Origin of the sequence: Ramlibacter henchirensis (assembly GCF_004682015.1) — a bacterium.
Taxonomy (GTDB): domain Bacteria; phylum Pseudomonadota; class Gammaproteobacteria; order Burkholderiales; family Burkholderiaceae_C; genus Ramlibacter; species Ramlibacter henchirensis.
In genome coordinates, this window is sequence record NZ_SMLM01000004.1 from 232,320 (window position 1) to 256,267 (window position 23,948).

Sequence of the window (23,948 nt, forward strand, 5' to 3'; positions counted from 1 at the left end):
TGGGAGCTCCCGGGCTCGCGATCAGTTGGCCCGGCCGCGTGAGGCGGACCGCGTCGCGGGTGCCTCGGCCTGCGACATCAGGCAGGGGTTCGGTCCCGATACGCGTGCCGGCGCCGAGACCGGAATGGCCGCAGGAGCCGCAGCCCGGGCGGGGGCTCCCTGCGCAGCGGCTTCCGGTGCCGCGGCCGGCGGCACGCCGTTCGCACCCGGCTGGGCGCCGTTGCCGCCCTGGCGGCCCGCGCCGCCTGCGCCGCGCCCGGCACCCGAGAGGTCGACCACGCGCACCGGCATGCCGTCGCGCTGGATGCGCTGCTGGCCCGCAACGACGACCACGTCGCCCGGCTGCAGGCCTTCGGTGATCTCGACGCGGCCGGGGCGGCGGATGCCGGTCCTGACCTCGACGCGCTGGGCCGTCTTGCTGTCCTGGTCGGGGCCATCCACCAGCCGCACCACCATCTGCCGGTTGCCCTCGGGAACGATGGCTTCCTCGGGCACCACCAGCGCGTTGTCGCGTTCGCCGAACACGGCCGTGATGCGGGCGAACATGCCGGGGCGCAGCATGAGCTGGCGGTTGTCGATGCAGCCGCGGATGCCCACCGAACGGCCGTTGGCATCGACCAGCGGATCGATGGCCTGGATCACCGCGTTCCAGGTGCGTCCCGGCAGGGCGTCGGTCTGCACCATGGCCACCTGGCCCGGCCGCAGCTTGGTCTGGAAGCGCTCGGGCAGGCGGAAGTCGACGAACACGGCGTCCAGGTCTTCGAGGTTGACGATGTCGGCGCCGTCCTTGAGGTAGTCGCCGATGTTCACGGTGCGGATGCCCGCGATTCCGTCGAACGGCGCCAAGATGCGCAGCCGCGCCGCGGTGGCCTCGGCCAGCGACAGCTTGGCCTGCGCCACCTGCAGGTTGGCCGCGCTCTCGTCCACCGAGCGCTGGCTGATGAAGTTCTGCGCCACCAGCTCCTGGTTGCGCTTGTGGTTGGCGCGGGCGATCGACAGCTCGGCCCTGGCCTGCTCGACCTGCGCGCGCGGCAGCTGGTCGTCCAGTTGCACCAGCAGCTGGCCCTTGCGCACGCGCTGGCCGTCACGGAAGTTCAGCTGGGTCACTCGGCCGCTCACCTCGGGCCGCACCACGACGCTCTGGCGCGAACGCAGGCTGCCGACCGCCTGGGCGTCGTCGGTCAGGCGCATCACCTCGACACGGGCGATTTCCACCCCCGGCGGGCGGGCCGGGGCGCCGGGCGCACCGGGAGAGGCAGGCGCTGTGGCGGTGGCGGCCTGGGGCTCGGGAGCGGGTCGCTTGTTCTGGAACCACCAGGCGGCGCCCGAGGCTGCCGCGATGCCGGCAACGGCGATCACCGTGTAGAGGGGCTTCGATGCCATGAACTTCTAGCCTGGGAAGGGAGCGGGAGCGCCGATTGCATGCAAACACTCCAATGTAGCAGCGTGTGTAAGCCGACTGCGTGCGCAGGCCCGTAGTTCCCGGTGCAGCCGGGCCGCGTGCGGAGGGATTTACCGCAGGTTTACACGGGCGGCTTGCGTTGGCCCAACGCAAGCTCCACGCCCATGTTGGCCAGGGCGTCGGCGCGCTCGTTGCCAGGGTCGCCGTTGTGCCCGCGCACCCAGCGCCAGTCGATCACGTGGCCGCTCTGCTGGACGAGGTCGTCCAGCCTCTTCCACAGCTCGGCGTTCTTGACCGGCGTCTTGCCGGCCGTGCGCCAGCCCTTGGCCTTCCAGCCCGGCAGCCACTCGGTGATGCCCTTCAGGACGTACTGGCTGTCGAGGTACAGCGTCACCGCGCAGGGCCGCTTGAGCGCCGACAGCGCCTGGATCACCGCCATCAGCTCCATGCGGTTGTTGGTGGTGCCCAGCTCGCCGCCGAACAGCTCCTTCTGGGTGCTGCCCGAGCGCAGCAGCACGCCCCAGCCGCCGGGGCCGGGATTGCCCTTGCAGGCGCCGTCGGTGTAGATCTCCACCTGGTTCACGGCAGGCGCACTTCCTGCCGTTCGGCCGTGGCGGTGGTCTCCAGCTGCGGCCGTCGGTTGGCCAGCGGCACCGGCGCGGTGGCGATCGCCTTGGCCGGCTTCCAGAGCTTGCCCACCAGCTTCATGCCGCGCACGCGCTTGGTGGCGACGACGAAGTAGACGGCGCCGAAGATGGGCCACCAGCGCTCGCCGAGCGAGTCCATCCAGTCGAAGCGATCGAGCCAGCGGTCGGTGGCCAGCGCGGGCCGCCAGCAGCCGAAGTTGCCGGTCTCGACCTCGAAATTGAGCAGGCGCAGCCAGTCGCGCAGGCGCCGGTAGCCGATGAACTCGCCCGCGTCGGGCAGGAACAGCTGGCCGAAGCCGAGGCGGCGGTAGATGTGCGCGCGGCGCTGCCTCAGGCCCCACAGGCTCGCCGGGTTCAGGCAGCAGATCACGACCTTGCCCTCGGGCACCAGCACGCGCTCGACCTCGCGCAGCGTGGCGTGGGGGTCCGTGTTCAGCTCCAGCGAGTGCGGCAGCACCACCAGGTCCACGCTGTTGGCCTCGAACGGCAGCGCCGCGTAATCCGTCATCAATGCCGGTTTGCGTGAACCGTCCAGCGGATGCAGCTCGCGCAGCCCGAGCCACTTGTGCGGCATCCGGTTGGAAGCGAGCGTGTCGAGTTCGGGCAGGCCCAGTTGCAGGGCGTGGTAGCCGAAGATGTCGGCCACTGCGCGGTCGAATTCCGCCTTCTCCCAGGCGAGCAGATAGCGCCCGGGCGGGGTCTCGAACCACTCATGCATTCCTATAATCGCATCGCTCATGAAGTTAGTTCCTCTGCCCGCGTTCCAGGACAACTACCTCTGGGTGTTGCACGATGGGCAACGGGCGCTGGTGGTCGACCCGGGCGACGCGCAGCCGGTGCTGGAATTCATCCGGCGCTCCGGCTTGCAACTGGAAGCGATTCTAGTCACGCACCACCATGCGGACCATATCGGCGGCCTGGCCGCCGTGCGCGACGCCACCGGCGCGCAGGTGTTCGGGCCGGCGCGCGAATCGATTCCCGAGCCCTACCGGCCCCTGGCGCAGGGCGACCGGATCGGCGCCCTCGGCCTGCCCTTGGAGGTGCTGGACGTCCCCGGCCACACCGCCGGGCACATCGCCTACTTCACGCCGGACGTCGATGGCGCGCCGGTCCTGTTCTGCGGCGACACGCTGTTTTCCGGCGGCTGCGGCCGGCTGTTCGAAGGCACGCCGGGGCAGATGCTTTCCTCCCTCGACGCGCTGGCCGCCCTGCCCGCGTCCACACGCGTGTGCTGCGCGCACGAGTACACGCTGGCCAACCTGCGCTTCGCGCGCGCGGTGGAGCCGTCCAACGAGGAACTCGCCCGCTACCAGCAGCACTGCGAGGAGTTGCGCGGCCGCGGCGAACCGACATTGCCCGCCACCATCGGCGAGGAAAAGCGGATCAATCCTTTCCTGCGCACCCGCCAGCCTTCGGTGGTGCGGGCCGCGCAGGCCTACAACGGCGCCAGCGCCAGGGACGAAGTAGCGGTCTTCGCCGCCATCCGCCAATGGAAAAACGAGTTCAGATGAAGAAACTTCTGCAGGCCGCCGGCTTGTCCCTGGCGTTGTGGCTGGCCGGTTGCGCGACCGGGCCGTCTCCCGCTCCCTCTCCCGAACCGTCCCTTCCCCCGCCTTCCACCCAAGCTCCGCCCCCTGTGTCGCAGCAGGCGCCCGCCGCGCCTCCGGTGGTGTGGAGCGGGCCCCTGAGCCCGATCACGCCCGCCGAGGCGGCGTCGCTCGGCGTGGTCTCCACCGAGCCGCCGGCCGACCTCTGGGAGCGCATCCGCGGCGGCTTCTCCATGCCCGCGCTCGACACGGACCTGGTGCGCCGCCACGAGCAGTGGTACGCCACCCGGCCCGACTACATGCAGCGGATGACGGACCGCTCGCGCAAGTACCTGTTCCACATCGTCGAGGAACTGGAGCGCCGCCGCATGCCCAGCGAACTCGCGCTGCTGCCCTTCATCGAAAGCGCGTTCAACCCGCAGGCGGTGTCCAGCGCGCGCGCCGCGGGCATGTGGCAGTTCATGCCCGCCACGGGGCGCGACTACGACCTGAAGCAGAACTTCTTCCGCGACGACCGCCGCGACGTGCTGGCGTCCACCCGCGCCGCGCTCGACTACCTGCAGCGCCTGCACGGCATGTTCGGCGACTGGCACCTCGCGCTGGCCGCCTACAACTGGGGCGAAGGCAGCGTGGGCCGCGCCATCGCGTTCAACAAGCGCAAGGGCCTGGGCACGGGCTACGAAGACCTGAAGATGCCCGACGAGACACGCAACTACGTGCCCAAGCTGCAGGCGGTCAAGAACATCATCGGCAACCCCGACCAGTTCCGCGCGGAGCTGCCGGTGATCGAGAACCATCCCTACTTCGATGTCGTGACGGTCGACCGCGACATCGACACCGCGCTGGCCGCCAAGCTGGCGGGGGTGGCGCTGGACGACTTCAAGGCGCTCAACCCGCAGCTCAATCGCCCGGTGATCCTCGCGGCCGGCACGCCGCAGATCCTGCTGCCCTGGGACAACGCGAAAGTCTTCCAGCGCAACCTGACCGACTACAGCCAGGGCCGCTTCGCGAGCTGGACGGCGTGGACCGTGCCCGGGACGATGAGCGTGGCCCAGGCCGCGCGCCGGGTGGGCATGAGCGAGGCCGAGCTGCGCAGCGTCAACACCATCCCGCCGCGCATGCTGATCAAGGCCGGCTCGGTGCTCGTGGTCCCGCGTCCGCCCAGCGAGCAGAAGGACGTGGCGGAACACCTGGCCGACAACGGCCAGCTCGCCCTCGCCCCCGAAGCGACGCTGCGCCGCACGACCGTGAAGGCCGGCCGCAAGGACACCGTGGCGTCGATCGCGCGCCGCTACCGCGTGACGCCGGCCCAGGTGGCGGACTGGAACGACGTCGGCGCGTCCGCCGCTTTCCGTGCGGGCCAGCAGGTCATCCTGTACCTGCCGGTGCGCGGCAAGGCCGCCCCGCGCAGCACGAGCCGCGCGCGGGTGGCGCCCGCCGCGCGCGCCAAGCCGGTGGTCAAGAGCCGGCGTCGCTGACCGGCGCCTTGACGTCGGGCCGTTCGGCCCGCGTCCGCTGCACCAGGTCCATCGTCGGCGCGCGGGAGGCCGCGAAGGCTCCCGCCGCGGCGTAGACGGCGAGCGCGCCGAACACCAGGTGGAAAGCCTGCGTGACACGCTCGGCCGACAGGCCTTCCAGCCGCACGCCGGCGCCCTCCGCGCCCGAGCCCTGCACGTTGAGCAGCGCGAAAGCCAGTCCCCCGAAGGCCGCGGTGCCGAGCGCGGCGCCCGTCGAGCGCGTCAATGACAGCAGCGCCGCGGCGGCGCCCAGGCGTTCCCGTCCGGCCAGCATCTGGGTGGCGATCTGCGCGCTGGGCATCACGGTCCCGAATCCCACGCCGCACATCGCGGCGGCGATGCCGATCGACAGCGTCGAAGGCGGCCACACGGCCAGCGTCAGCAACGCGAACGAGGCCGTGCCCAAACCCCAGGGCGGCAGGACGCCGCTGCGCTGGGTGCGCGCGCTGAACCGCGCGTTGAGCGTGGAGCCGACCACCATGCCGATCGTCAGCGGCAGCAGCTGGATGCCCGCGCCCGCGGCGCTCGCGTTCTGGGCCACCTGCAGGTAGATCGGCAGCAGGAACACCAGCGCGAACATCGTGCCGGCGAAGCCGACGATGGAGAGGCAGACCCAGCCGACTCCGCGGATGCGCAGCACGTCCAGCGGCAGGAACGGGGACGGATGCCGGCGCTGCTGGAACGCGAGCAGCCCCCCGGCCAGAAGCGCGGTCCCGGCCAGGGCCGCGCTGGTCGGCGAGAACAGCGGGAAGCGGTGACCCACCAGGCTCAGCCACAGCAGCGCACTGACTGCGCAAGCCGCGAACAGCACCACGCCCGCCGGGTCGTAGGGCGCGTCCCGCATCGCCGAAGGCTCCGGCCGCGGCAGACTGGCCACGCGCCACGCGGCCAGCAGCGCGAGCGGCAGGTTGGCCCAGAACAGCCAGCGCCAGTCGCCGTGGTTGACGACGAATCCGCCGATCACCGGGCCGCCCACGCTGGAGACGGTGAACACCGCGGCGAAGTAGCCCTGGTAGCGCGGCCGCTCGGAGGGCGCGACCAGTTCGCCGATCAGCGCCTGCGACAGCACCATCAGCCCGCCGCCGCCAGCGCCCTGCAGCACGCGCGCGGCGATCAGCCCGAACATGCTGGCGGACAGCGCGCATGCGAGCGAACCGGCCGCGAACACGCCGAGCGCGACCAGCAGCACGTTGCGGCGGCCGTAGCGGTCGCCCATGCGGCCGTAGATCGGCGCGACGATGGTGGTGGCCAGCAGGTAGCCCACCGCGATCCAGGACGTGTCCGAGAGGCCGCCCAGGTCGCCGGCGATGCGCGGAGTGGCCGCCGCAAGCAGCGTCTGGTCGATCGCCGCCATGAACATGGGCAGCATCACCGCGCTGAACAGCGCGCCGAAGCCGGCGGTCCTGCCCGCGCCGTCAGCGTTCAAACCTTGAACTTTTCCTTCGCGCGGCGGGCGAATTCGTTCGTGTAGGTGCGCGCCAGGTCGATCTTCTCGGGCCGGATGCCGGCCTCGAAATCGGCCACGGCGCGCAGCGCGGTGCGCGCGCCGTCCTCGGGCAGCATGCCGTCCAGCGAGATGGCCTCGCGCACCTTGTTGAACGAGGCCAGGTACAGCGCCCGATCGCCGAGCAGGTATGCGTCGGGCACCGTCTTGATGATGTCGCTGGGACCGGCGTGCTGCAGCCACTTGAGCGCGTGCACCACGGCGTTGGCCATCGCCTGGCAGGTGTTGGGGTTCTTCTGCACGAACTCCGCGTTGGCGTAGAAGCAGGCCGCCGGCATCGGGCCGCCGAAGACGTCCTGCGTGCCCTTGAGCGTGCGCGTGTCGCTGATGATCTTCACCTCGCCGCGCTGCTCCAGCATGGTCATCACCGGGTCGGTGTTGCTCATCGCGTCGATCTGGCCCGAGCGCAGCGCCGACAGCGCGCCCATCGAGGTGCCGACGCCGACGTAGCTCACTTCGTGCGCCTTCACGCCGGCGCGCGAGAGCACCAGGTTGGCCACCATGTTGGTGGAGGAGCCCGGCGCGGAAACGCCGATCTTGCGGCCGCGCAGGTCGGCCGGCGCGCGGTAGTGGGGCACCGACTTCGTCGACACGCCCACTGCGATCTGCGGCGCGCGCCCCATGAGCACGAACGACTGCACGAAGTGGTTGCGGCTCTGCATGTTGATCGTGTGCTCGTACGCACCGTTGATCACATCCGCGGAGCCGGCGACCAGCGCCTGCAGCGCGCGCGGGCCGCTGGCGTGGTCGACGATCTCGACGTCCAGGCCCTCGGCCCTGAAGTAGCCCAGCTGCTCGGCGATGGTGAGGGGTAGGTAGTAGAACGCCGCCTTGCCGCCCACCGCGATGACCACGCGCGCTTTTTCCAGGCGTGCCTGCGCGCGCAGCGCCGGCGCGCCCAGCAGCACCGCGCAGGCGCCCCCGAAGGCAAACCCGCGGCGAGTGATGGCCGTTTTTCTCATTCTTGACTTCCTCTCTGGCAGGCGCTTGCGAGGTTAGCCAGAGCTCTTGTGCACCGCATCAGGACCATCCCGTGCGGGTTTCCACGTAAAGCAGGAATGAGGCTAGCGAAGGGCGGAAAGCAGGATGCCGATGTTGACCAGCAGCGCCGCGGCCCACACCGCCGAACGCACCGTGGGCAGGCCCGCGACGTACATCGCGATGTAGATGATCCGCAGCGTCACGAAGAGCACGGCGAGGATGTCCAGCCGCGTCTGCGGAGCGCCCAGCTGGTGCGCGATGATCACCGCACCTATGAAAAGCGGCAGCGCCTCGAAGCTGTTGGCCTGCGCCGCGTTGGCGCGCGCGTGCCAGTCGGTCTGCCTGGCCAGCCAGGCGCGCGGATCGTGGTTGTCGAAGCCGCCCTGGCTGCGCGGCTTGAACAGCCCGCCCGACTTGGCGAGGTACGCGCACAGGTAGGGCAGCAGCGCGGCCGCGAGCACGCACCAGTACGCGACGGTGAAGCGGGTCGGTCCCATCGTTGTCCTGTTTCCTCTCGCCGCAACGCGGCGGCCTAGCGCCGGTCGACCAGCGCGTGGGCGATGGTGCCCAGGTCCACGTACTCCAGCTCGCTGCCGGCGGGCACCCCGCGCGCCAGGCGTGTCACCTTCAGGCCGCGCTGCTTGAGCGCTTCGCCGATGACGTGCGCTGTGGCCTCGCCTTCGGCGGTGAAGTTGGTCGCGAGGATCACCTCCTGCACCGCGCCGTCGGTCGCGCGCTCGAACAGCTTGGCCAGGCCGATGTCGCGCGGGCCGATGCCGTCGAGCGGACTGAGCTTGCCCATCAGCACGAAGTAGCGGCCGCGGTACGCCGCGGTGCGCTCCAGCGCCGCCTGGTCGGCGGGCGTCTCGACGATGCACAGCTTGCTGGCATCGCGCTGCGGATCCAGGCAGGTCGCGCAGACCTCGCCTTCGGTGAACGTATGGCACAGGCTGCAATGCCGCATTCGCGTGGACGCCTGCTGCAGCGCCTGCGCGAGCAGCTGCGCGCCTTCGCGATCGTGCTGCAGCAGGTGGAACGCCATGCGCGAGGCGGTCTTCACGCCGACGCCGGGAAGGCGCCGCAGGGCTTCGATCAGGGCGTTGAGGGACGAATCAGGCAAGGCTCAGAACGGAAACTTCATCCCGCCCGGCAGACCCGGCATGCCCGCGGTGAGCTTTCCCATCTTCTCCTGCGAGGTCTCTTCCGCCTTGCGCACGGCGGCATTGAAGGCGGCGGCGACCAGGTCCTCGAGCATGTCCTTGTCGTCGGCGAGCAGGCTGGGGTCGATCTCCACCCGCTTGACGTCGTGCTTGCACGTCATCGTGACCTTCACCAAGCCGGCGCCCGACTCCCCCGACACCTCGATGGTGGCGAGTTCCTCCTGCGCCTTCTTCAGGTTCTCCTGCATGGCCTGGGCCTGCTTCATGAGGCCGGCCAGCTGTCCCTTGTTGAACATGTCGATTCCTTAGCTGCCCTGGATGGGCTTGATGCTTCCAGGCACGATTTTCGCGCCAAAGTCCCGCATCATCTGCTGCACGAACGGGTCGTTGAGGATGATCTCCTCGGCCTCGCGCTGGCGCTGCGCCGCGGCGGCGGCATTGCGGCGCGCGGGGCTGTCGCTCACCGCACCGAGCTCGATGGTGATCGCCACCTCGTGCCCGGCGACCTTCAGCGCGTTCTGCAGGCGTTCTCGCGACGCCGGCTGGTTCAGCGATTCGCGCTCGACGCGCAGCAGCCAGTGGCCCTCGTCGCGCGCGACCAGCTGCGACTGCAGGGCCAGCTCGCGGACCAGGGCGGTGATCGCTTCCGCAGCGACCAGCGCCTGCACCGTCGAATGCCAGAAGTCGCCCTCTTCGCTCGGCACGAAGCTCGTCGCGACGCTGGCGGCCTCCCGCGGCGACTCGGGCTGCACGCGAACGGGCACTCCGACCACCGCGCCGTCGCCTGCCGGGCGCGCGCGGCTGGGCGCAGGTGCCGCGCCCCGGGCGGGCGGATCGACCACGGGCAGGACCTGTCCCGGCGGTCGCGCGGGCGATGGTGCGGCTTGCGCAGCGGGCGCCGGGCCCGTCACGGTTGCGGCCACAGGGAGCTGGACCCCAGGCGCTTGCGGCGCACGGACCGCCGGTGCGGCGGAAAGCGCGGGCTCAGGCGAAGGCCTGGCTGCGTTCAGAGTTTTTTTTTCCGCGGGGGCCGCAGCATCGGCGCCTGGGCGGAAAGCCAGCAGGCGCAGCAGCACCATCGTGAGCGCCGCGTACTCGTCGGGCGCCAGGCCCAGCTCGGCGCGGCCGTGCAGGCACATCGTATAGAGCAGCTGGGTTTCGTCGGCCGGCAGCAGCGCCGCCAGGCGCGCGATGTCCGCATGGTCCGGGTCGCCCGCGTCACCGGTGTCCGGCACCGCCTGCACCACCGCCATGCGCTGCAGCACGGCCGTCATCTCTTCCAGCGCGCCGGCCGCCGACAGGCCGTTGACGCGCAGCGCTTCCGAGATGTCGACCACCGCGCGGCCATCGCTCCCGGCCAGCGCCTCGACCAGCCGGAACACGTGCGTGCGATCCACGCTGCCGAGCATCTGGCGCACCGCGGCTTCCTGCAGAGCCCCGCCGCCGAACGCGATGGCCTGGTCGGTGAGAGACAGCGCATCGCGCATCGATCCGCGCGCGGCGCGGGCCAGCAGCCGCAGCGCCTGCGGCTCGGCCTCGACGCCTTCGGACTGCAGCACGGCGGCCAGGTGCTCCTGCACCGTCTGCGGCGCCATCGGCCGCAGGTTGAACTGCAGGCAGCGCGACAGCACCGTGACCGGCACCTTCTGCGGGTCGGTCGTGGCCAGCACGAACTTGAGGTATTCCGGCGGCTCTTCCAGCGTCTTGAGCATCGCGTTGAACGCGTGCCCGGTGAGCATATGCACCTCGTCGATCATGAAGACCTTGAAGCGCCCCTGCACCGGCTTGTAGACCGCCTGCTCCAGCAGCGACTGGACCTCGTCGACGCCCCGGTTGGAGGCCGCGTCCAGCTCGGTGTAGTCGACGAACCGGCCGGCGTCGATGTCCGCGCAGGCCTGGCACACGCCGCAGGGCGTGGCGGTGATGCCGCCCTGCCCGTCCGGGCCCTGGCAGTTGAGCGACTTGGCCAGGATGCGCGAGACCGTGGTCTTGCCCACGCCCCGGGTGCCGGTGAACAGGTACGCGTGGTGCAGCCGCTGCTGCTCCAGCGCATTCGAGAGCGCCTGCACCACGTGCTCCTGGCCGACCATCTGGCCGAAGTTCTTCGGCCGGTACTTGCGGGCGAGCACGAGATAGGACATCGGGTCGATTCTAAGGGTCGCGGTCGGGCGAACTCATCCTGCGCAGAACGGCTGAATCGAAGAATCCGGACGCGAAGAGTCCAGGATGGCGGTCGGCCTGCGCCCAGGCGATGCGTTCGATGAATGGCCCCCGTTCCTTCACCCGAGCGGAACGGGCCACAACCCAAAGGAGATCGAAATGCGCAAACACATCGCTTCACTGATGCTGATCGCTTCCTGCGCCGCCGCCCCGGCGCTGGCACAACAGTCCGGGCTGGTGAACGTGGACATCCGGAACGTGGCGAACAACATCGCGCAGAACCTGAAGGTCAACGTCAGCCAGATCCCGGTCACCGTCCAGGTCCCGGTCGCGGTCGCCGCGAACGTCTGCGGCGTCGCTGCCAACGTGCTCGGCACGCAGGCGGCCGGCGGCAGCGGCAGCGGCAGCTGCACGGCGACGACCACGTCCGACGCACTGAACGAGATCGTGCAGCGGCAGCTCAGGACAGGCTGAGCCTTGCGGACCGCCTACAATCGGCCGTGACGGGCCTCCCCGCATGGTGAAGCGGCCAACCGGGTCAGGTGGGGAACCAAGCAGCCCTAACTGTGGAGCCAGTGCCGGGGGTAAGGCTCGTCACCTTCCATACCCACACACGTTTCGACCGGGGCCGATCGGCCGCTTTCGACGTGCCCGCTCAGCCACCCAGTGCGACGGCGGCGACGACGACCAGCATGAACAGCGACCAGGCGGTGAACTTTTCGAGCGTCATGGCGTTTACTCCTCTTCGACCTGCACTTTGCCTGGCGTGCTCGCGCCCATGAAGCGCAGACTCTGCCCACCATAGGTTCAGCGGCGTCGGCGTGCATGGGAAATTGTCCCAACGTCGGCGTAGGACGGTTCTAGCGTCGAGCGTCCATGCCGGTGTCTCGTCGAAACCTCCTCTAGCTCTTGGACCAAGCGCATCACAGTTTTTTCGCGCCGAGGTAGCGCCCCAACAACTCCCCGTTGCGCCTAGCACGACTTTTCTTCATCCAGCCGAGCTGGCCGCCATTTGTCGGCGACGTCCTACACCCGCTGTGGGACCGTTTCCCGACACTACGGTTGCGCTCACGTCCTGCTGAGCCCGCGAGCGAGAGGCGTCCCGCCGGTGCGCCGGCCGGACACCCGAGCATGAGACCCATCGCGCCGTTTCCCGGCGAACAAGAGCAAGAAAGCAGTACCGCGTCATGGACCAAGCCCTGAACAACAGCTCCAAGAAGAAATCAGCCAAGGTCTCCACTCCCCCGAAAACAGAAGGCGACGTCCCCGTCGGCCGGATCCGCACCCGTGATCCGGAGGAGATCGCGGAAGCGCAGTCGCGGCAGATCCTCGCGGCGCTGATGGCGTTCTCCCAGGGCGACTTCCAGTCCCGGCTGCCGGTCACCTGGACCGGCACCGATGGCCGCATCGCCGAAGCCTTCAACCAGTGCATCTCCAACGCGCAGCGCATCACTCAGGAGGCGGCGCGCCTGTCCAACACGGTGGGCAAGGAAGGCCGTCTCACGCAGCGGATCGTGACGCCCGGCGCGGTGGGCAGCTGGGCCGCGCAGGTCGATTCGCTCAACACGCTGATCGACGACCTGGTGCGGCCGACGACCGACATCGCCCGCACGATCGGCGCGGTGGCCAAGGGCGACCTCGGCCAGCAGATGGAACTGCAGGTGGACGGCCGCGCGCTCAAGGGCGAGTTCCTGCGGTCGGCCAAGCTGGTGAACACCATGATCGAGCAGCTCTCCGTGTTCACCAACGAGGTGACACGCGTGGCGCGCGAGGTGGGCACCGAGGGCAAGCTGGGCGGCCAGGCGCAGGTCAAGGGCGTGTCCGGCGTGTGGAAGGACCTCACCGACTCGGTGAACCAGATGGCCGGCAACCTGACGGCGCAGGTGCGGAACATCGCGGAAGTGACGATCGCGGTGGCCAACGGCGACCTGTCCAAGAAGATCACGGTGGACGTGCGCGGCGAGATCCTGCAGCTCAAGGAAGCCACCAACACCATGGTGGACCAGCTGCGCTCCTTCGCCTCGGAAGTGACGCGCGTGGCGCGCGAGGTGGGCACCGACGGGCGCCTGGGCGGCCAGGCGGTGGTGCCCGGCGTGGCCGGCACCTGGAAGGACCTGACCGACTCGGTCAACTCGATGGCGAACAACCTGACCTCGCAGGTGCGCAACATCGCCAACGTGACGACGGCCGTGGCCCGCGGGGACCTCTCGCGAAAGATCACGGTGGACGTGAAGGGCGAGATCCTGGAGCTGAAGGAAACCATCAACACGATGGTCGACCAGCTCAACGGCTTCTCCTCCGAGGTGACGCGCGTGGCGCGCGAGGTGGGCACGGAAGGCAAGCTGGGTGGCCAGGCGGTGGTGCCGGGCATCGCCGGCACCTGGAAGGACCTCACCGACTCGGTGAACTCGATGGCCTCCAACCTCACGGGCCAGGTGCGGAACATCGCGGACGTGGCCACGGCGATCGCGCGGGGCGACCTCTCGCGCAAGATCACCGTGGAAGTGAAGGGCGAGATCCTCCAGCTGAAACAGACCATCAACACGATGGTGGACCAGCTGAACGCGTTCGCCGGCGAGGTGTCGCGCGTCGCGCGCGAGGTGGGCACCGAAGGCAAGCTGGGCGGCCAGGCCGTGGTGGAAGGCGTGGCCGGCACCTGGAAGGACCTCACGGACAACGTGAACTTCATGGCCAACAACCTCACCGGCCAGGTGCGGAACATCGCCGAGGTGACGACCGCGGTGGCCAACGGCGATCTGTCCAAGAAGATCACCGTGGACGTGCGCGGCGAGGTGCTGGAACTGAAGAACACCATCAACACGATGGTCGACCAGCTCAATGGCTTCGCTTCGGAAGTGACGCGGGTGGCGCGCGAGGTGGGCACCGAAGGCAAGCTGGGCGGACAGGCCCAGGTGCCCGGCGTGGCGGGCACCTGGAAGGACCTCACCGACTCGGTGAACTTCATGGCGTCCAACCTCACCGGCCAGGTGCGGAACATCGCCGAAGTGACGACGGCGGTGGCGCGTGGCGACCTCTCCAAGAAGATCACCGTGGACGTCCGCGGCGAGATCCTGGAGCTGAAGAACACGATCAACACCATGGTCGACCAGCTCAATGGCTTCGCCGGCGAGGTGTCGCGGGTCGCGCGCGAGGTGGGCACGGAAGGCAAGCTGGGCGGCCAGGCCCAGGTGCTGGGCGTGGCGGGCACCTGGAAGGACCTGACCGACAACGTGAACTCGATGGCGTCCAACCTCACGGCGCAGGTGCGCAACATCGCGGACGTGGCCACCGCGGTGGCCAACGGTGACCTCTCCAAGAAGATCACCGTGGACGTCAAGGGCGAAATCCTCGAGCTGAAGAACACCCTGAACACCATGGTGGACCAGCTCAACGGCTTCGCTTCGGAAGTTACGCGCGTGGCGCGCGAGGTGGGATCGGAAGGCAAGCTGGGCGGCCAGGCCCAGGTGCGCGGTGTGGCCGGCACCTGGAAGGATTTGACCGACAACGTCAACTCGATGGCGAACAACCTGACGGGCCAGGTCCGCAACATCGCCGAAGTGACGACCGCGGTGGCCAAGGGCGACCTCTCGCGCAAGATCACCGTGGAGGTGAAGGGCGAGATCCTGGAGCTGAAGAACACCATCAACACGATGGTCGACCAGCTCAACGGCTTCGCTTCGGAAGTCACGCGCGTGGCGCGCGAGGTGGGCACCGAAGGCAAGCTGGGCGGACAGGCGCAGGTGCCCGGCGTGGCCGGCACCTGGAAGGACCTGACGGACAACGTCAACTTCATGGCCTCCAACCTCACGGGCCAGGTGCGGAACATCGCGGACGTGGCCACCGCCATCGCCCGAGGCGACCTCTCCCGCAAGATCACCGTGGAGGTCAAGGGCGAGATCCTGGCCCTGAAGGAAACCATCAACACGATGGTGGACCAGCTGAACGGCTTCGCGTCCGAGGTGACGCGCGTGGCGCGCGAAGTGGGCACCGAAGGCAAGCTGGGCGGACAGGCCCAGGTGCCGGGCGTGGCGGGCACCTGGAAGGACCTGACCGACAACGTCAACTCGATGGCGTCCAACCTCACGGGCCAGGTGCGGAACATCGCGGAAGTGACGATCGCGGTGGCCAACGGCGACCTCTCCAAGAAGATCACCGTGGACGTGCGCGGCGAGATCCTGGAGCTGAAGGAAACCATCAACACCATGGTGGACCAGCTGCGTTCGTTCGCGGCCGAAGTGTCTCGGGTGGCGCGCGAGGTGGGCACCGAGGGCAAGCTGGGCGGACAGGCGGTGGTGCCGGGCGTCGCGGGGACGTGGAAGGACCTGACCGACAACGTCAACTCGATGGCCAACAACCTCACCGGCCAGGTGCGGAACATCGCCGACGTCGCCACCGCCATCGCGCGAGGCGACCTGGGCCGCAAGATCACGGTGGACGTGAAGGGCGAGATCCTTCAGCTGAAAGAGACCATCAACACGATGGTGGACCAGCTCTCGGCGTTCGCCTCCGAAGTGACGCGCGTGGCGCGCGAGGTGGGCTCCGAAGGCAAGCTGGGCGGCCAGGCCGCTGTGCCCGGCGTGGCCGGCACCTGGAAGGACCTGACCGACAACGTCAACTCGATGGCGTCCAACCTGACCAACCAGGTGCGCAACATCGCCGAGGTGACGATCGCGGTGGCCAACGGCGACCTCTCCAAGAAGATCACCGTGGACGTGCGCGGCGAGATCCTGCAGCTGAAGGAAACCATCAACACGATGGTGGAACAGCTGCGCTCCTTCGCCTCGGAAGTGACGCGCGTGGCGCGCGAGGTGGGCACGGAAGGCCGCCTGGGCGTGCAGGCCGTGGTGCCCGGCGTGGCCGGCACCTGGAAGGACCTGACCGACTCGGTCAACACCATGGGCGCCAACCTCACCTCGCAGGTGCGCAACATCGCCGAGGTGACCACCGCGGTGGCCCGCGGCGACCTGAACCGCAAGATCACGGTGGACGTGAAGGGCGAGATCCTGGAGCTGAAGAACACCATCAACACCATGGTGGACCAGCTCAACTCCTTCGCCGGCGAAGTGACGCGCGTGGCGCGCGAGGTGGGCACCGAGGGCAAGCTGGGCGGACAGGCCCAGGTGGCCGGCGTGGGCGGCACCTGGAAGGACCTGACGGACAACGTGAACTTCATGGCGTCCAACCTCACCGAGCAGGTGCGGGGCATCGTGAAGGTGGTGACGGCCGTGGCCAACGGCAACCTGACGCAGCGCCTGACGGTGCAGGCCAAGGGCGAGGTGGCGGCGCTGGCCGACACCATCAACGGCATGACCGACACGCTGGCCACGTTCGCCGACCAGGTGACCAACGTGGCGCGCGAGGTGGGCGTGGAAGGCCGCCTGGGCGGACAGGCCCACGTGCCCGGCGCCGCCGGCACCTGGAAGGACCTGACCGGCAACGTGAACCTGCTGGCGGCCAACCTGACGACGCAGGTGCGCGCCATCGCCGAAGTGGCGACCGCGGTGACCAAGGGCGACCTGACCCGCTCGATCCAGGTGGATGCGCGCGGCGAAGTGTCCGAGCTCAAGGACAACATCAACACGATGATCTCCAACCTGCGGGAGACCACCGAATCCAACCGCGAACAGGACTGGCTCAAGACCAACCTGGCGCGCTTCACCGGCATGCTGCAGGGCCAGCGCGAGCTGTCCACCGTGGGCAAGATGCTGCTGTCCGAGCTGGCGCCCCTGGTCAACGCGCACCAGGGCAGCGTCTACCACAACAGCCAGGCGGGCGAAGCGGCGGAACGGCAGCTGGTGCTGCTTTCCACCTACGCCCAGTCGGGCGACGTGGAGCTCTCGCGCACCCTGGCGCTGGGCGAAGGCCTGGTGGGCCAGTGCGCGCTGGAGAACCGCCGCATCCTGATGACGGATGTGCCGGCCGACTTCGTCACCATCAGTTCCAGCCTGGGCGAGGCCCGTCAGCTCAGCGTGGTGGTGCTGCCGGTGCTGTTCGAGAACCACACCAAGGCCGTGATCGAGCTGGCCTCGCTGCACCCGTTCACCGCGGTGAACCTGAACTTCCTGGACCAGCTGGCGCTGGGCATCGGCGCGGTGTTCAACACCATCGAGGCGACGATGCGTACGGAGGGCCTGCTGACGCAGTCGCAGCAGCTCACCGCGGAACTGCAGGCTCGCCAGATCGAGCTGCAGCAGACCAACGAGGAGCTGGGCACCAAGGCCCGGCTGCTCGCGCAGCAGAACGAGGAGGTCGAGCGCAAGAACGCCGAAGTGGAACAGGCCCGCCGCGCGCTGGAGGAAAAGGCTTCCGAGCTGGCCCTCACCTCGAAGTACAAGTCGGAGTTCCTGGCCAACATGTCGCACGAGCTGCGCACGCCGCTCAACTCCATCCTGATCCTGTCGCAGCAGCTGGCCGAGAACGCCGCGGGCAACCTGAACAACAAGCAGATCGAGTTCTCCCGCAACATCAACTCCTCGGGCAGCGACCTGCTGAACCTCATCAACGACATCCTGGATCTGTCCAAGATCGAGTCGGGCACGGTCACGGTGGACGTCGAGGAGATCGCGTTCTTCTGGCTGCGCGACAGCATCGACCGCAACTTCCGCCATGTCGCGGAAGCCAAGAACCTGCCGCTGCACATCCGCTTCGCCGACGACCTGCCGCGCTCGATGGACAGCGACCCCAAGCGTCTGCAGCAGATCCTGAAGAACCTGCTGTCCAACGCGATGAAGTTCACCTCGAACGGCCACGTGGAAGTCCGCGTGGGCCTGGCCAGCGGCGGCTGGTCGCCCGACCACCCGGTGCTCAGCCAGAGCCAATCGGTCATCGCCTTCGCCGTGGAGGACACGGGCATCGGCGTGCCGCCGGACAAGCAGCGCCTGATCTTCGAAGCCTTCCAGCAGGCCGACGCCGGCACCTCGCGCAAGTACGGCGGCACGGGCCTGGGCCTGGCCATCAGCCGGGAGCTGGCGGTGCTGCTGGGCGGCGAGATCAAGCTGCAGAGCGTGCACGGCCAGGGCAGCACCTTCACGCTGTACCTGCCGCTGCACTACTCCGGCCCGGATTCCAACACCGTGATGCGCAAGGTGAAGGCGCCGCCGGAATCCTCGATGCCTGTTCTCGCGCTGCCCGTGGCGCGCGAGGAGCATGTCGCGGACGACCGCGAGCAGATCGCGCCGGGCGACGCGGTGGTGCTGATCATCGAGGACGACCCGCACTACGCCCGGATCCTTCTGGGGCTCGCGCGCGACAAGGGCTTCAAGGGCCTGGTCGCCACTAAGGGCGCGATGGGCCTGTCGCTGGCGCGCCAGTACCAGCCGGCCGCGATCTCGCTGGACATCTTCCTGCCCGACATGCTGGGCTGGACCGTGCTCAACCAGCTCAAGCTCGATCCGCAGCTGCGCCACATCCCGGTGCAGATCATCTCGATGGAAGAGGAACGCCAGCACGGCCTGGCGCACGGGGCCTTCGCCTACCTGGTGAAGGAGCCCACCACGGGCAACCTGGAAGCCGCTTTCACGCGCCTGAAGGAATTCACCCAGCCGCGCACCCGGCGCCTGCTGGTGGTGGAGGACAACGAGATCGAGCGCGACGCCGTCATCGAGCTGTTGGGCTACGACGACATCGACATCGTCTCCGCCGGCCGCGGCGAAGCGGCGCTGGAGCTGCTGCGCAAGCAGCGGTTCGACTGCGTGGTGCTGGACCTGCGCCTGCCCGACATGACCGGCTTCGAGCTGCTGGAGCAGCTGCAGAAGGACGCGGCCCTGGCCACCGTGCCGGTCGTCGTGTTCACCGGCAAGGACCTCAGCGCCGAGGAGCATTCGCGCCTGAACGTCATGGCCAAGAGCATCGTGCTCAAGGACGTGCGCTCGCCCGAGCGGCTGCTGGACGAAACCGCGCTGTTCCTGCATCGCGTGGTGACGCAATTGCCCGCGGACAAGCAGGCGATGCTGGAGCGGCTGCACAACTCCTCGGAGGTGCTGCACGGCCGCAAGGTGCTGGTGGTGGACGACGACGCGCGCAACATCTTCGCGCTGACCTCGGTGCTGGAGAACCACGACGTCGAGGTCGTCAGCGCCACCAACGGCCGCCAGGCGATCGAGATCCTTAAGAATTCGCCTGATCTCGAGATGGTGCTGATGGACATCATGATGCCGGAGATGGACGGCTACGAAACCATGCGCGAGATCCGCAAGGACCCCGCCTTCCGCACGCTGCCGATCCTGGCGCTCACGGCCAAGGCGATGAAGGGCGACCGGGAGAAATGCCTGGACGCGGGCGCCAGCGACTACATCGCCAAGCCGGTCAACACCAACCAGCTGCTGTCGCTCATGCGCGTCTGGCTGTTCCGTTGAGGAAAAAGAAGCAGTGAACATCCCCAACGATTCGCAGTTCCCGCCTTCGCAGTTCTCGGCGTCGCAGTTCTTCGACCCGGGCGAGGCGCCGCCGGAGACGGTGAACATCCTCATCGTCGACGACGAGCCGCGAAACCTGGCGGTGCTGGAGACGGTGCTGGACGATCCGGGCTACCGGCTGGTGCGGGCCACCTCGGGCGAGGAGGCCCTGCTGGCGCTGATGGCGGAGGAATTCGCCGTGCTGGTGCTGGACGTCCGCATGCCGGGCATGAACGGCTTCGAGGTCGCGCAACTGGTGAAGGAGCGCAAGAAGACCTCGCGCATCCCGATCATCTTCCTGACGGCCTACTACAACGAGGACCAGCACATCCTCGAAGGCTACGGAAGCGGCGGCGCCGACTACCTGCACAAGCCGGTCAATCCTTCGGTGCTGCGCTCCAAGGTCGCCGTGTTCGCCGAGCTGCACCGCCGTGGCCGCGCGCTCGAAGCGGCCAACCGGCTGCTTCTCGGCGAAGTGGCCGAGCGCCGCCGGGCCGAGCAGCGCCTGTCGGAACTGAACGAAACGCTCGACCGCCGCGTGATGGAGCGCACGCACGAACTCGAGGAGAGCGAGGCGCGCCTGCTCGACGCCCATCGCCGCAAGGATGAATTCCTGGCGACGCTGGCGCACGAGCTGCGCAACCCGCTCGCGCCGGTGCGCAATGCGGTCGAACTGCTCAAGCGCGCGCCGAGCGATGCCAAGCGCGTGGGCTGGGCGTCGGAGCTGATCGACCGGCAGGTGCGGTCCCTCAGCCGCCTGATCGACGACCTCATGGACGTCAGCCGCATCAGCCGCGGCCGCATCGAACTGCGCCAAGAGGTAGTGGCGCTGAACGACGTGCTGGCCGACGCGCTGGAGGCGATCCGTCCCCTCGCACACGAGAGCGGCCATGAGCTCGCCGTGCTCCTGCCCGATCGCAAGCTGCTGGTGGACGCCGACCGCACCCGGCTCGCGCAGGCCTTCACCAACCTGCTGAACAACGCGGTGAAGTACACCGACACCGGCGGCCGCATCGAAGTCGGCGTGCTGGTGGAGAAGGACCAGGCCGTGGTGACCGTGCGCGACTCGGGCATCGGCATCCCGCCCGAGCGCCTGGATGACGTGTTCGAGATGTTCTCGCAGGTGGAATCGGCGCTGTCGCGTTCGCGGGGCGGGCTGGGCATCGGGCTGTCGCTCACGCAGCGGCTGGTGCAGATGCACGGCGGCACCATCAGGGCCTACAGCGAAGGCGTGGGCCGCGGCAGCCGCTTCCTCGTGCACCTGCCGCTGTCCAAGGCCGAACTGTCCGAGACGCCTCACCCCCCCGCGACGACCGGCCAGCCTGCCACCGGCCCGCTGCGCATCGTGGTCGCCGACGACAACGTGGACGCCGCCGAGACGCTGGCGGCGCTGCTGTCCGAGATGGGCCACGAGGTCCGCGAGGTGCACGACGGCGAGGCGGCCGTGCAGGCCGTGGGCTCGTTCGATCCGCACCTGCTGCTGCTGGACATCGGCATGCCCAAGATGACCGGCTACGAAGCCTGCTCGCGCATCCGGCGCATGCCGGGCGGCGAGCGCCGCGTGCTGGTGGCTGTGACCGGATGGGGCCAGCCGCAGGACCTGCAACGCTCGCGCGACGCCGGTTTCGACCGCCACCTGGTCAAGCCGATCGATCCGCAGGTGCTGGGGCCGCTCATGGAACAGGTGGCCACGCGCGGCGCGCCGCCGAAGATGCAGCGTTCCTGACGCGGCCGTTGGCGGCGCGCGCTCACGCGCGGGCGGCTGATGCTGACAGCGCCTGCGCGACGCGTCCCACAAGGCTCGGCGGTGGCTGGCTCGACACTGCTCCCAACAAGAGAAGTCTGGGAGATCTGCGATGCGCCAGGTGGTCCGCTCGCAACTTGGGAGGTTTTCGCCCATTCGCTGGGGGGCGATGGCCCTGGCCCTTGTGGCAGGGACGTGCGCGGCGCAGCCGGGCGAGCCTCCACCTGCGCAGCTCTCGCTCTCCCTCATGCCGCAGATCGCGTCGCAGCGTCCGGGACCGGGCGGCGACGACATCGGCCTGATCTTCCGAAGGCCGCTGGGCAGCGATCGCACGATCGACATCACCGCGTGGCGGCGCGTCCCGCCGCGGCAGCCCGACGCGCTGAGCATGATCCAGGACCGCGAGCCGATGTATGGCGCGCGGCTTGAAATGCGAATCACCGCGCGCAAGAGCTTCGCCACCGAGCTGAAAGCGATCGGCCTGCAGCTGGACAACGGCGCGAAGATCATGCTGCGCCGCAAGGACGGCAATCCGACGATCTACTACCGCCAGCAGTTCTGAGCCAACGGCCGGGGCTATCACATCCATAGCACTGCGCGAGCCGCCGTGCAGCGGTGGGGACGGCGGCTTTCTGTGAAAATGCCCTGACGAAAGCGGCACGATCAGCCGACGAGAAAGGAAACCATCCCATGGCCAGCGACCTCATCAAGCACATCTCCGACGCCAGCTTCGAAGCCGACGTCCTGAAAGCCGACAAGCCCGTGCTGGTGGACTACTGGGCCGAGTGGTGCGGCCCGTGCAAGATGATCGCCCCGATCCTGGACGAGGTGTCCACCACCTACAAGGACAAGCTGCAGATCGCCAAGATGAACGTGGACGAGAACCGCGACATCCCGGCCAAGTTCGGCATCCGCGGCATCCCCACCCTGATGCTGTTCAAGGGCGGCCAGCTGGCCGCGACCAAGGTGGGCGCCATGAGCAAGGCGCAGCTGACGGCGTTTCTCGACCAGCAGCTCGCGTAGTTGCTGGACAGGGACGAGGGAAACCCCTCGTTCCTCGTCCCTCGCCTCTCCTTCCTTCCCCCTATAATCCTCCTCGATCGCCGAGCTTTCCGGCGGTCCGAGCTCCCGGTCTGCGAGGCGCCTCTAGCCCCGCGAGAGACCTTCCCCCCTGACTCCCACAACAAGCCCCGCCGGGGTGCATCCACCGCAGTCGCAGCCATGCATCTGAACGAACTCAAGGCGCTCCACGTCTCCGAAGTCCTCAAGCAAGCCGAGGAGCTGGAAATCGAGAACACGGGCCGCATGCGCAAGCAGGAGCTGATGTTCGCGATCATCAAGAAGCGCGCCCGGGCCGGCGAGCAGGTGTTCGCCGACGGCGTGCTGGAGATCCTGCCCGACGGCTTCGGCTTCCTGCGCAGCCCCGACACCAGCTACACGGCGAGCACGGACGACATCTACATCTCGCCCTCCCAGGTGCGCCGCTTCAACCTGCACACCGGGGACATGATCGAAGGGGAAGTGCGCACGCCCAAGGACGGCGAGCGCTACTTCGCGCTGACCAAGCTGGACAAGGTCAACGACGGCCCGCCCGAGCAGAACAAGCACAAGGTGATGTTCGAGAACCTCACCCCGCTGTTCCCGAAGGAGCAGATGAAACTCGAGCGGGACAACTTCAAGGGCGAGGAAAACGTCACCGGGCGCATCATCGACATCATCGCGCCCATCGGCAAAGGCCAGCGCGCCCTGCTGGTGGCGCCGCCCAAGAGCGGCAAGACGGTGATGATGCAGCACATGGCGCACGCCATCGCCGCCAACTACCCGGACAGCTACATGATGGTGCTGCTGGTGGACGAGCGGCCCGAGGAAGTGACGGAGATGCAGCGCTCCGTGAAGGCCGAGGTCATCGCCTCCACCTTTGACGAACCCGCCGCGCGGCACGTGCACGTCGCGGAAATGGTGATCGAGCGCGCCAAGCGCCTGGTCGAGCTGAAGAAGGACGTGGTGATCCTGCTGGACTCCATCACCCGCCTGGCCCGTGCCTACAACAACGTGGTGCCCTCGTCGGGCAAGGTGCTCACCGGCGGCGTGGACGCCAATGCGCTGCAGCGGCCCAAGCGCTTCCTGGGCGCGGCGCGCAACGTCGAGGAAGGCGGCTCGCTGACCATCATCGCCACGGCGCTGATCGACACCGGCTCCCGCATGGACGAAGTGATCTTCGAAGAGTTCAAGGGCACCGGCAACAGCGAAATCCACCTGGACCGGCGCCTCTACGAGAAGCGCGTGTTCCCCTCGATCCAGCTCAATCGCTCCGGCACCCGCCGCGAGGAGCTGCTGCTGGCGCCCGAGATCCTGCAGAAGACGCGCATCCTGCGCCAGTTCATGTACAACATGGACGAGATCGAGGCGATGGAGATGGTCCTCAAATCCATGAAGGCCACGAAGACCAACGTGGAGTTCTTCGACATGATGCGCAGAGGCGGCTGAGCCACCGTCCCGCTATAATCAACGGTTTTGCGGAAAGTAGCGCGGACGGTCCGCCCCGGCTCCCGCACCGACCTGGAAGGAATCCGAAATGGCCAAAGAAGGCATCCACCCGAACTACCGCGAAGTGCTCTTCGTGGACCTGTCCAACGGCTTCAAGTTCGTCACCCGCTCCTGCGTGGCGACCCGCGAGACGGGCAAGACCGATGACGGCCGCGAGCTGCCGCTCTTCAAGCTGGACACCTCCAGCGAGTCGCACCCCTTCTACACCGGCACCCAGAAGTCGGTCGACAACATGGGCGGTCGCGTCGAGAAGTTCCGCAACCGCTTCGGCAAGACGGCGGCCAAGTAACGCCGGCACTGCGCAAGCGCAAGGGGCAGCACGGGCGACCGCGCTGCCCTTTTTTCT

General features: G+C 68.4%; 18 protein-coding genes and 1 other RNA gene. 10 read left to right on the forward strand and 9 right to left on the reverse strand.

The genetic code is table 11. From position 1 onward, the window contains the following. Positions 1-21: 21 nt before the first annotated feature. The 3 genes from EZ313_RS22370 to EZ313_RS22380 form a co-directional block, all read right to left on the reverse strand. The gene (locus EZ313_RS22370) at positions 22-1,383 is read right to left on the reverse strand and encodes an efflux RND transporter periplasmic adaptor subunit (protein WP_135265536.1); all 1,362 of its coding nucleotides are present in this window, start codon (positions 1,381-1,383) and stop codon (positions 22-24) included. A gap of 140 nt (positions 1,384-1,523) precedes the next feature. Further along, positions 1,524-1,985, reverse strand: a complete 462-nt coding sequence (rnhA, locus tag EZ313_RS22375) for a ribonuclease HI (protein WP_135265537.1) — start codon at positions 1,983-1,985, stop codon at positions 1,524-1,526. Beyond that, positions 1,982-2,788 carry a class I SAM-dependent methyltransferase gene (locus EZ313_RS22380; RefSeq protein WP_240788751.1) on the reverse strand — a complete coding sequence of 269 codons (807 nt, stop codon included), beginning with the start codon at positions 2,786-2,788 and terminating at the stop codon, positions 1,982-1,984. Before EZ313_RS22380 ends, rnhA begins: the two co-directional genes overlap by 4 nt. On the opposite strand from EZ313_RS22380, the gene gloB reads away from it, so the two are divergent. After that, positions 2,787-3,560: a hydroxyacylglutathione hydrolase gene (gene gloB / locus EZ313_RS22385; protein WP_135265538.1), complete on the forward strand. Its 774-nt coding sequence runs from the start codon at positions 2,787-2,789 to the stop codon at positions 3,558-3,560. The genes EZ313_RS22380 and gloB overlap by 2 nt on opposite strands. Continuing rightward, complete coding sequence (locus EZ313_RS22390) at positions 3,557-5,074, forward strand: transglycosylase SLT domain-containing protein (RefSeq protein ID WP_135265539.1); 1,518 nt, start codon at positions 3,557-3,559, stop codon at positions 5,072-5,074. Before gloB ends, EZ313_RS22390 begins: the two co-directional genes overlap by 4 nt. On the opposite strand, the gene EZ313_RS22395 is transcribed toward EZ313_RS22390, so the two are convergent. From EZ313_RS22395 to dnaX, 6 genes are all read right to left on the reverse strand, one after another. Next, positions 5,055-6,539: an MFS transporter gene (locus tag EZ313_RS22395; RefSeq protein ID WP_135265540.1), complete on the reverse strand. Its 1,485-nt coding sequence runs from the start codon at positions 6,537-6,539 to the stop codon at positions 5,055-5,057. The two genes, EZ313_RS22390 and EZ313_RS22395, sit on opposite strands and share 20 nt — an antisense overlap. Next, positions 6,536-7,579 (reverse strand): ABC transporter substrate-binding protein, encoded by a 1,044-nt coding sequence (locus EZ313_RS22400; RefSeq protein ID WP_135265541.1) that lies wholly within the window; start codon positions 7,577-7,579, stop codon positions 6,536-6,538. Before EZ313_RS22400 ends, EZ313_RS22395 begins: the two co-directional genes overlap by 4 nt. A 102-nt stretch (positions 7,580-7,681) precedes the next feature. Next, entirely contained in the window at positions 7,682-8,095 is a 414-nt protein-coding gene (locus tag EZ313_RS22405) for an MAPEG family protein (protein ID WP_135265542.1), read from the reverse strand. Positions 8,096-8,130: 35 nt separating this feature from the next. Continuing rightward, positions 8,131-8,718, reverse strand: coding sequence for a recombination mediator RecR (recR, locus tag EZ313_RS22410; RefSeq protein ID WP_135265543.1), 588 nt, complete (start codon positions 8,716-8,718; stop codon positions 8,131-8,133). 3 nt (positions 8,719-8,721) lie between these two features. Then, positions 8,722-9,054: a YbaB/EbfC family nucleoid-associated protein gene (locus tag EZ313_RS22415; RefSeq protein WP_135265544.1), complete on the reverse strand. Its 333-nt coding sequence runs from the start codon at positions 9,052-9,054 to the stop codon at positions 8,722-8,724. Positions 9,055-9,063: 9 nt separating this feature from the next. Next, positions 9,064-10,899, reverse strand: a complete 1,836-nt coding sequence (gene dnaX, locus EZ313_RS22420; RefSeq protein WP_135265545.1) for a DNA polymerase III subunit gamma/tau — start codon at positions 10,897-10,899, stop codon at positions 9,064-9,066. A 178-nt stretch (positions 10,900-11,077) separates the two neighbouring features. On the opposite strand from dnaX, the gene EZ313_RS22425 reads away from it, so the two are divergent. The 8 genes from EZ313_RS22425 (at position 11,078) to EZ313_RS22460 (ending at position 23,891) form a co-directional block, all read left to right on the forward strand. Beyond that, the gene (locus EZ313_RS22425) at positions 11,078-11,392 is read left to right on the forward strand and encodes a hypothetical protein (protein WP_135265546.1); all 315 of its coding nucleotides are present in this window, start codon (positions 11,078-11,080) and stop codon (positions 11,390-11,392) included. Positions 11,393-11,420: 28 nt separating this feature from the next. After that, positions 11,421-11,517: signal recognition particle sRNA small type (gene ffs, locus EZ313_RS22430), an RNA gene on the forward strand. Between the two features lie 741 nt (positions 11,518-12,258). Then, complete coding sequence (locus tag EZ313_RS22435) at positions 12,259-19,272, forward strand: HAMP domain-containing protein (protein WP_167772710.1); 7,014 nt, start codon at positions 12,259-12,261, stop codon at positions 19,270-19,272. Positions 19,273-19,285: 13 nt separating this feature from the next. Further along, on the forward strand, positions 19,286-21,037 hold the full coding sequence (locus tag EZ313_RS22440) for a response regulator (RefSeq protein WP_240788752.1): 1,752 nt from the start codon (positions 19,286-19,288) through the stop codon (positions 21,035-21,037). A gap of 130 nt (positions 21,038-21,167) precedes the next feature. Further along, entirely contained in the window at positions 21,168-21,617 is a 450-nt protein-coding gene (locus EZ313_RS22445; RefSeq protein WP_135265547.1) for a hypothetical protein, read from the forward strand. A gap of 128 nt (positions 21,618-21,745) precedes the next feature. After that, a complete protein-coding gene (gene trxA / locus EZ313_RS22450; RefSeq protein ID WP_135265548.1) occupies positions 21,746-22,078 on the forward strand; it encodes a thioredoxin TrxA in 333 nt (110 codons plus the stop codon). 198 nt (positions 22,079-22,276) lie between these two features. Beyond that, positions 22,277-23,542: a transcription termination factor Rho gene (gene rho / locus EZ313_RS22455; protein ID WP_135265549.1), complete on the forward strand. Its 1,266-nt coding sequence runs from the start codon at positions 22,277-22,279 to the stop codon at positions 23,540-23,542. 88 nt (positions 23,543-23,630) lie between these two features. After that, on the forward strand, positions 23,631-23,891 hold the full coding sequence (locus tag EZ313_RS22460) for a type B 50S ribosomal protein L31 (RefSeq protein ID WP_135265550.1): 261 nt from the start codon (positions 23,631-23,633) through the stop codon (positions 23,889-23,891). The last annotated feature ends 57 nt before the right edge of the window (positions 23,892-23,948 follow it).

What these genes read in the sequence shown, in the direction of transcription:
- EZ313_RS22415 (WP_135265544.1), bottom strand. Translation starts at nt 9,054, where the DNA reads ATGTTCAACAAGGGACAGCTGGCCGGCCTCATGAAGCAGGCCCAGGCC.
- EZ313_RS22460 (WP_135265550.1), top strand. Translation starts at nt 23,631, where the DNA reads ATGGCCAAAGAAGGCATCCACCCGAACTACCGCGAAGTGCTCTTCGTG.
- rho (WP_135265549.1), top strand. Translation starts at nt 22,277, where the DNA reads ATGCATCTGAACGAACTCAAGGCGCTCCACGTCTCCGAAGTCCTCAAG.
- EZ313_RS22390 (WP_135265539.1), top strand. Translation starts at nt 3,557, where the DNA reads ATGAAGAAACTTCTGCAGGCCGCCGGCTTGTCCCTGGCGTTGTGGCTG.
- EZ313_RS22380 (WP_240788751.1), bottom strand. Translation starts at nt 2,788, where the DNA reads ATGAGCGATGCGATTATAGGAATGCATGAGTGGTTCGAGACCCCGCCC.
- EZ313_RS22425 (WP_135265546.1), top strand. Translation starts at nt 11,078, where the DNA reads ATGCGCAAACACATCGCTTCACTGATGCTGATCGCTTCCTGCGCCGCC.
- dnaX (WP_135265545.1), bottom strand. Translation starts at nt 10,899, where the DNA reads ATGTCCTATCTCGTGCTCGCCCGCAAGTACCGGCCGAAGAACTTCGGC.
- EZ313_RS22435 (WP_167772710.1), top strand. Translation starts at nt 12,259, where the DNA reads ATGGCGTTCTCCCAGGGCGACTTCCAGTCCCGGCTGCCGGTCACCTGG.
- EZ313_RS22445 (WP_135265547.1), top strand. Translation starts at nt 21,168, where the DNA reads ATGCGCCAGGTGGTCCGCTCGCAACTTGGGAGGTTTTCGCCCATTCGC.
- trxA (WP_135265548.1), top strand. Translation starts at nt 21,746, where the DNA reads ATGGCCAGCGACCTCATCAAGCACATCTCCGACGCCAGCTTCGAAGCC.
- EZ313_RS22405 (WP_135265542.1), bottom strand. Translation starts at nt 8,095, where the DNA reads ATGGGACCGACCCGCTTCACCGTCGCGTACTGGTGCGTGCTCGCGGCC.
- gloB (WP_135265538.1), top strand. Translation starts at nt 2,787, where the DNA reads ATGAAGTTAGTTCCTCTGCCCGCGTTCCAGGACAACTACCTCTGGGTG.
- EZ313_RS22370 (WP_135265536.1), bottom strand. Translation starts at nt 1,383, where the DNA reads ATGGCATCGAAGCCCCTCTACACGGTGATCGCCGTTGCCGGCATCGCG.
- EZ313_RS22400 (WP_135265541.1), bottom strand. Translation starts at nt 7,579, where the DNA reads ATGAGAAAAACGGCCATCACTCGCCGCGGGTTTGCCTTCGGGGGCGCC.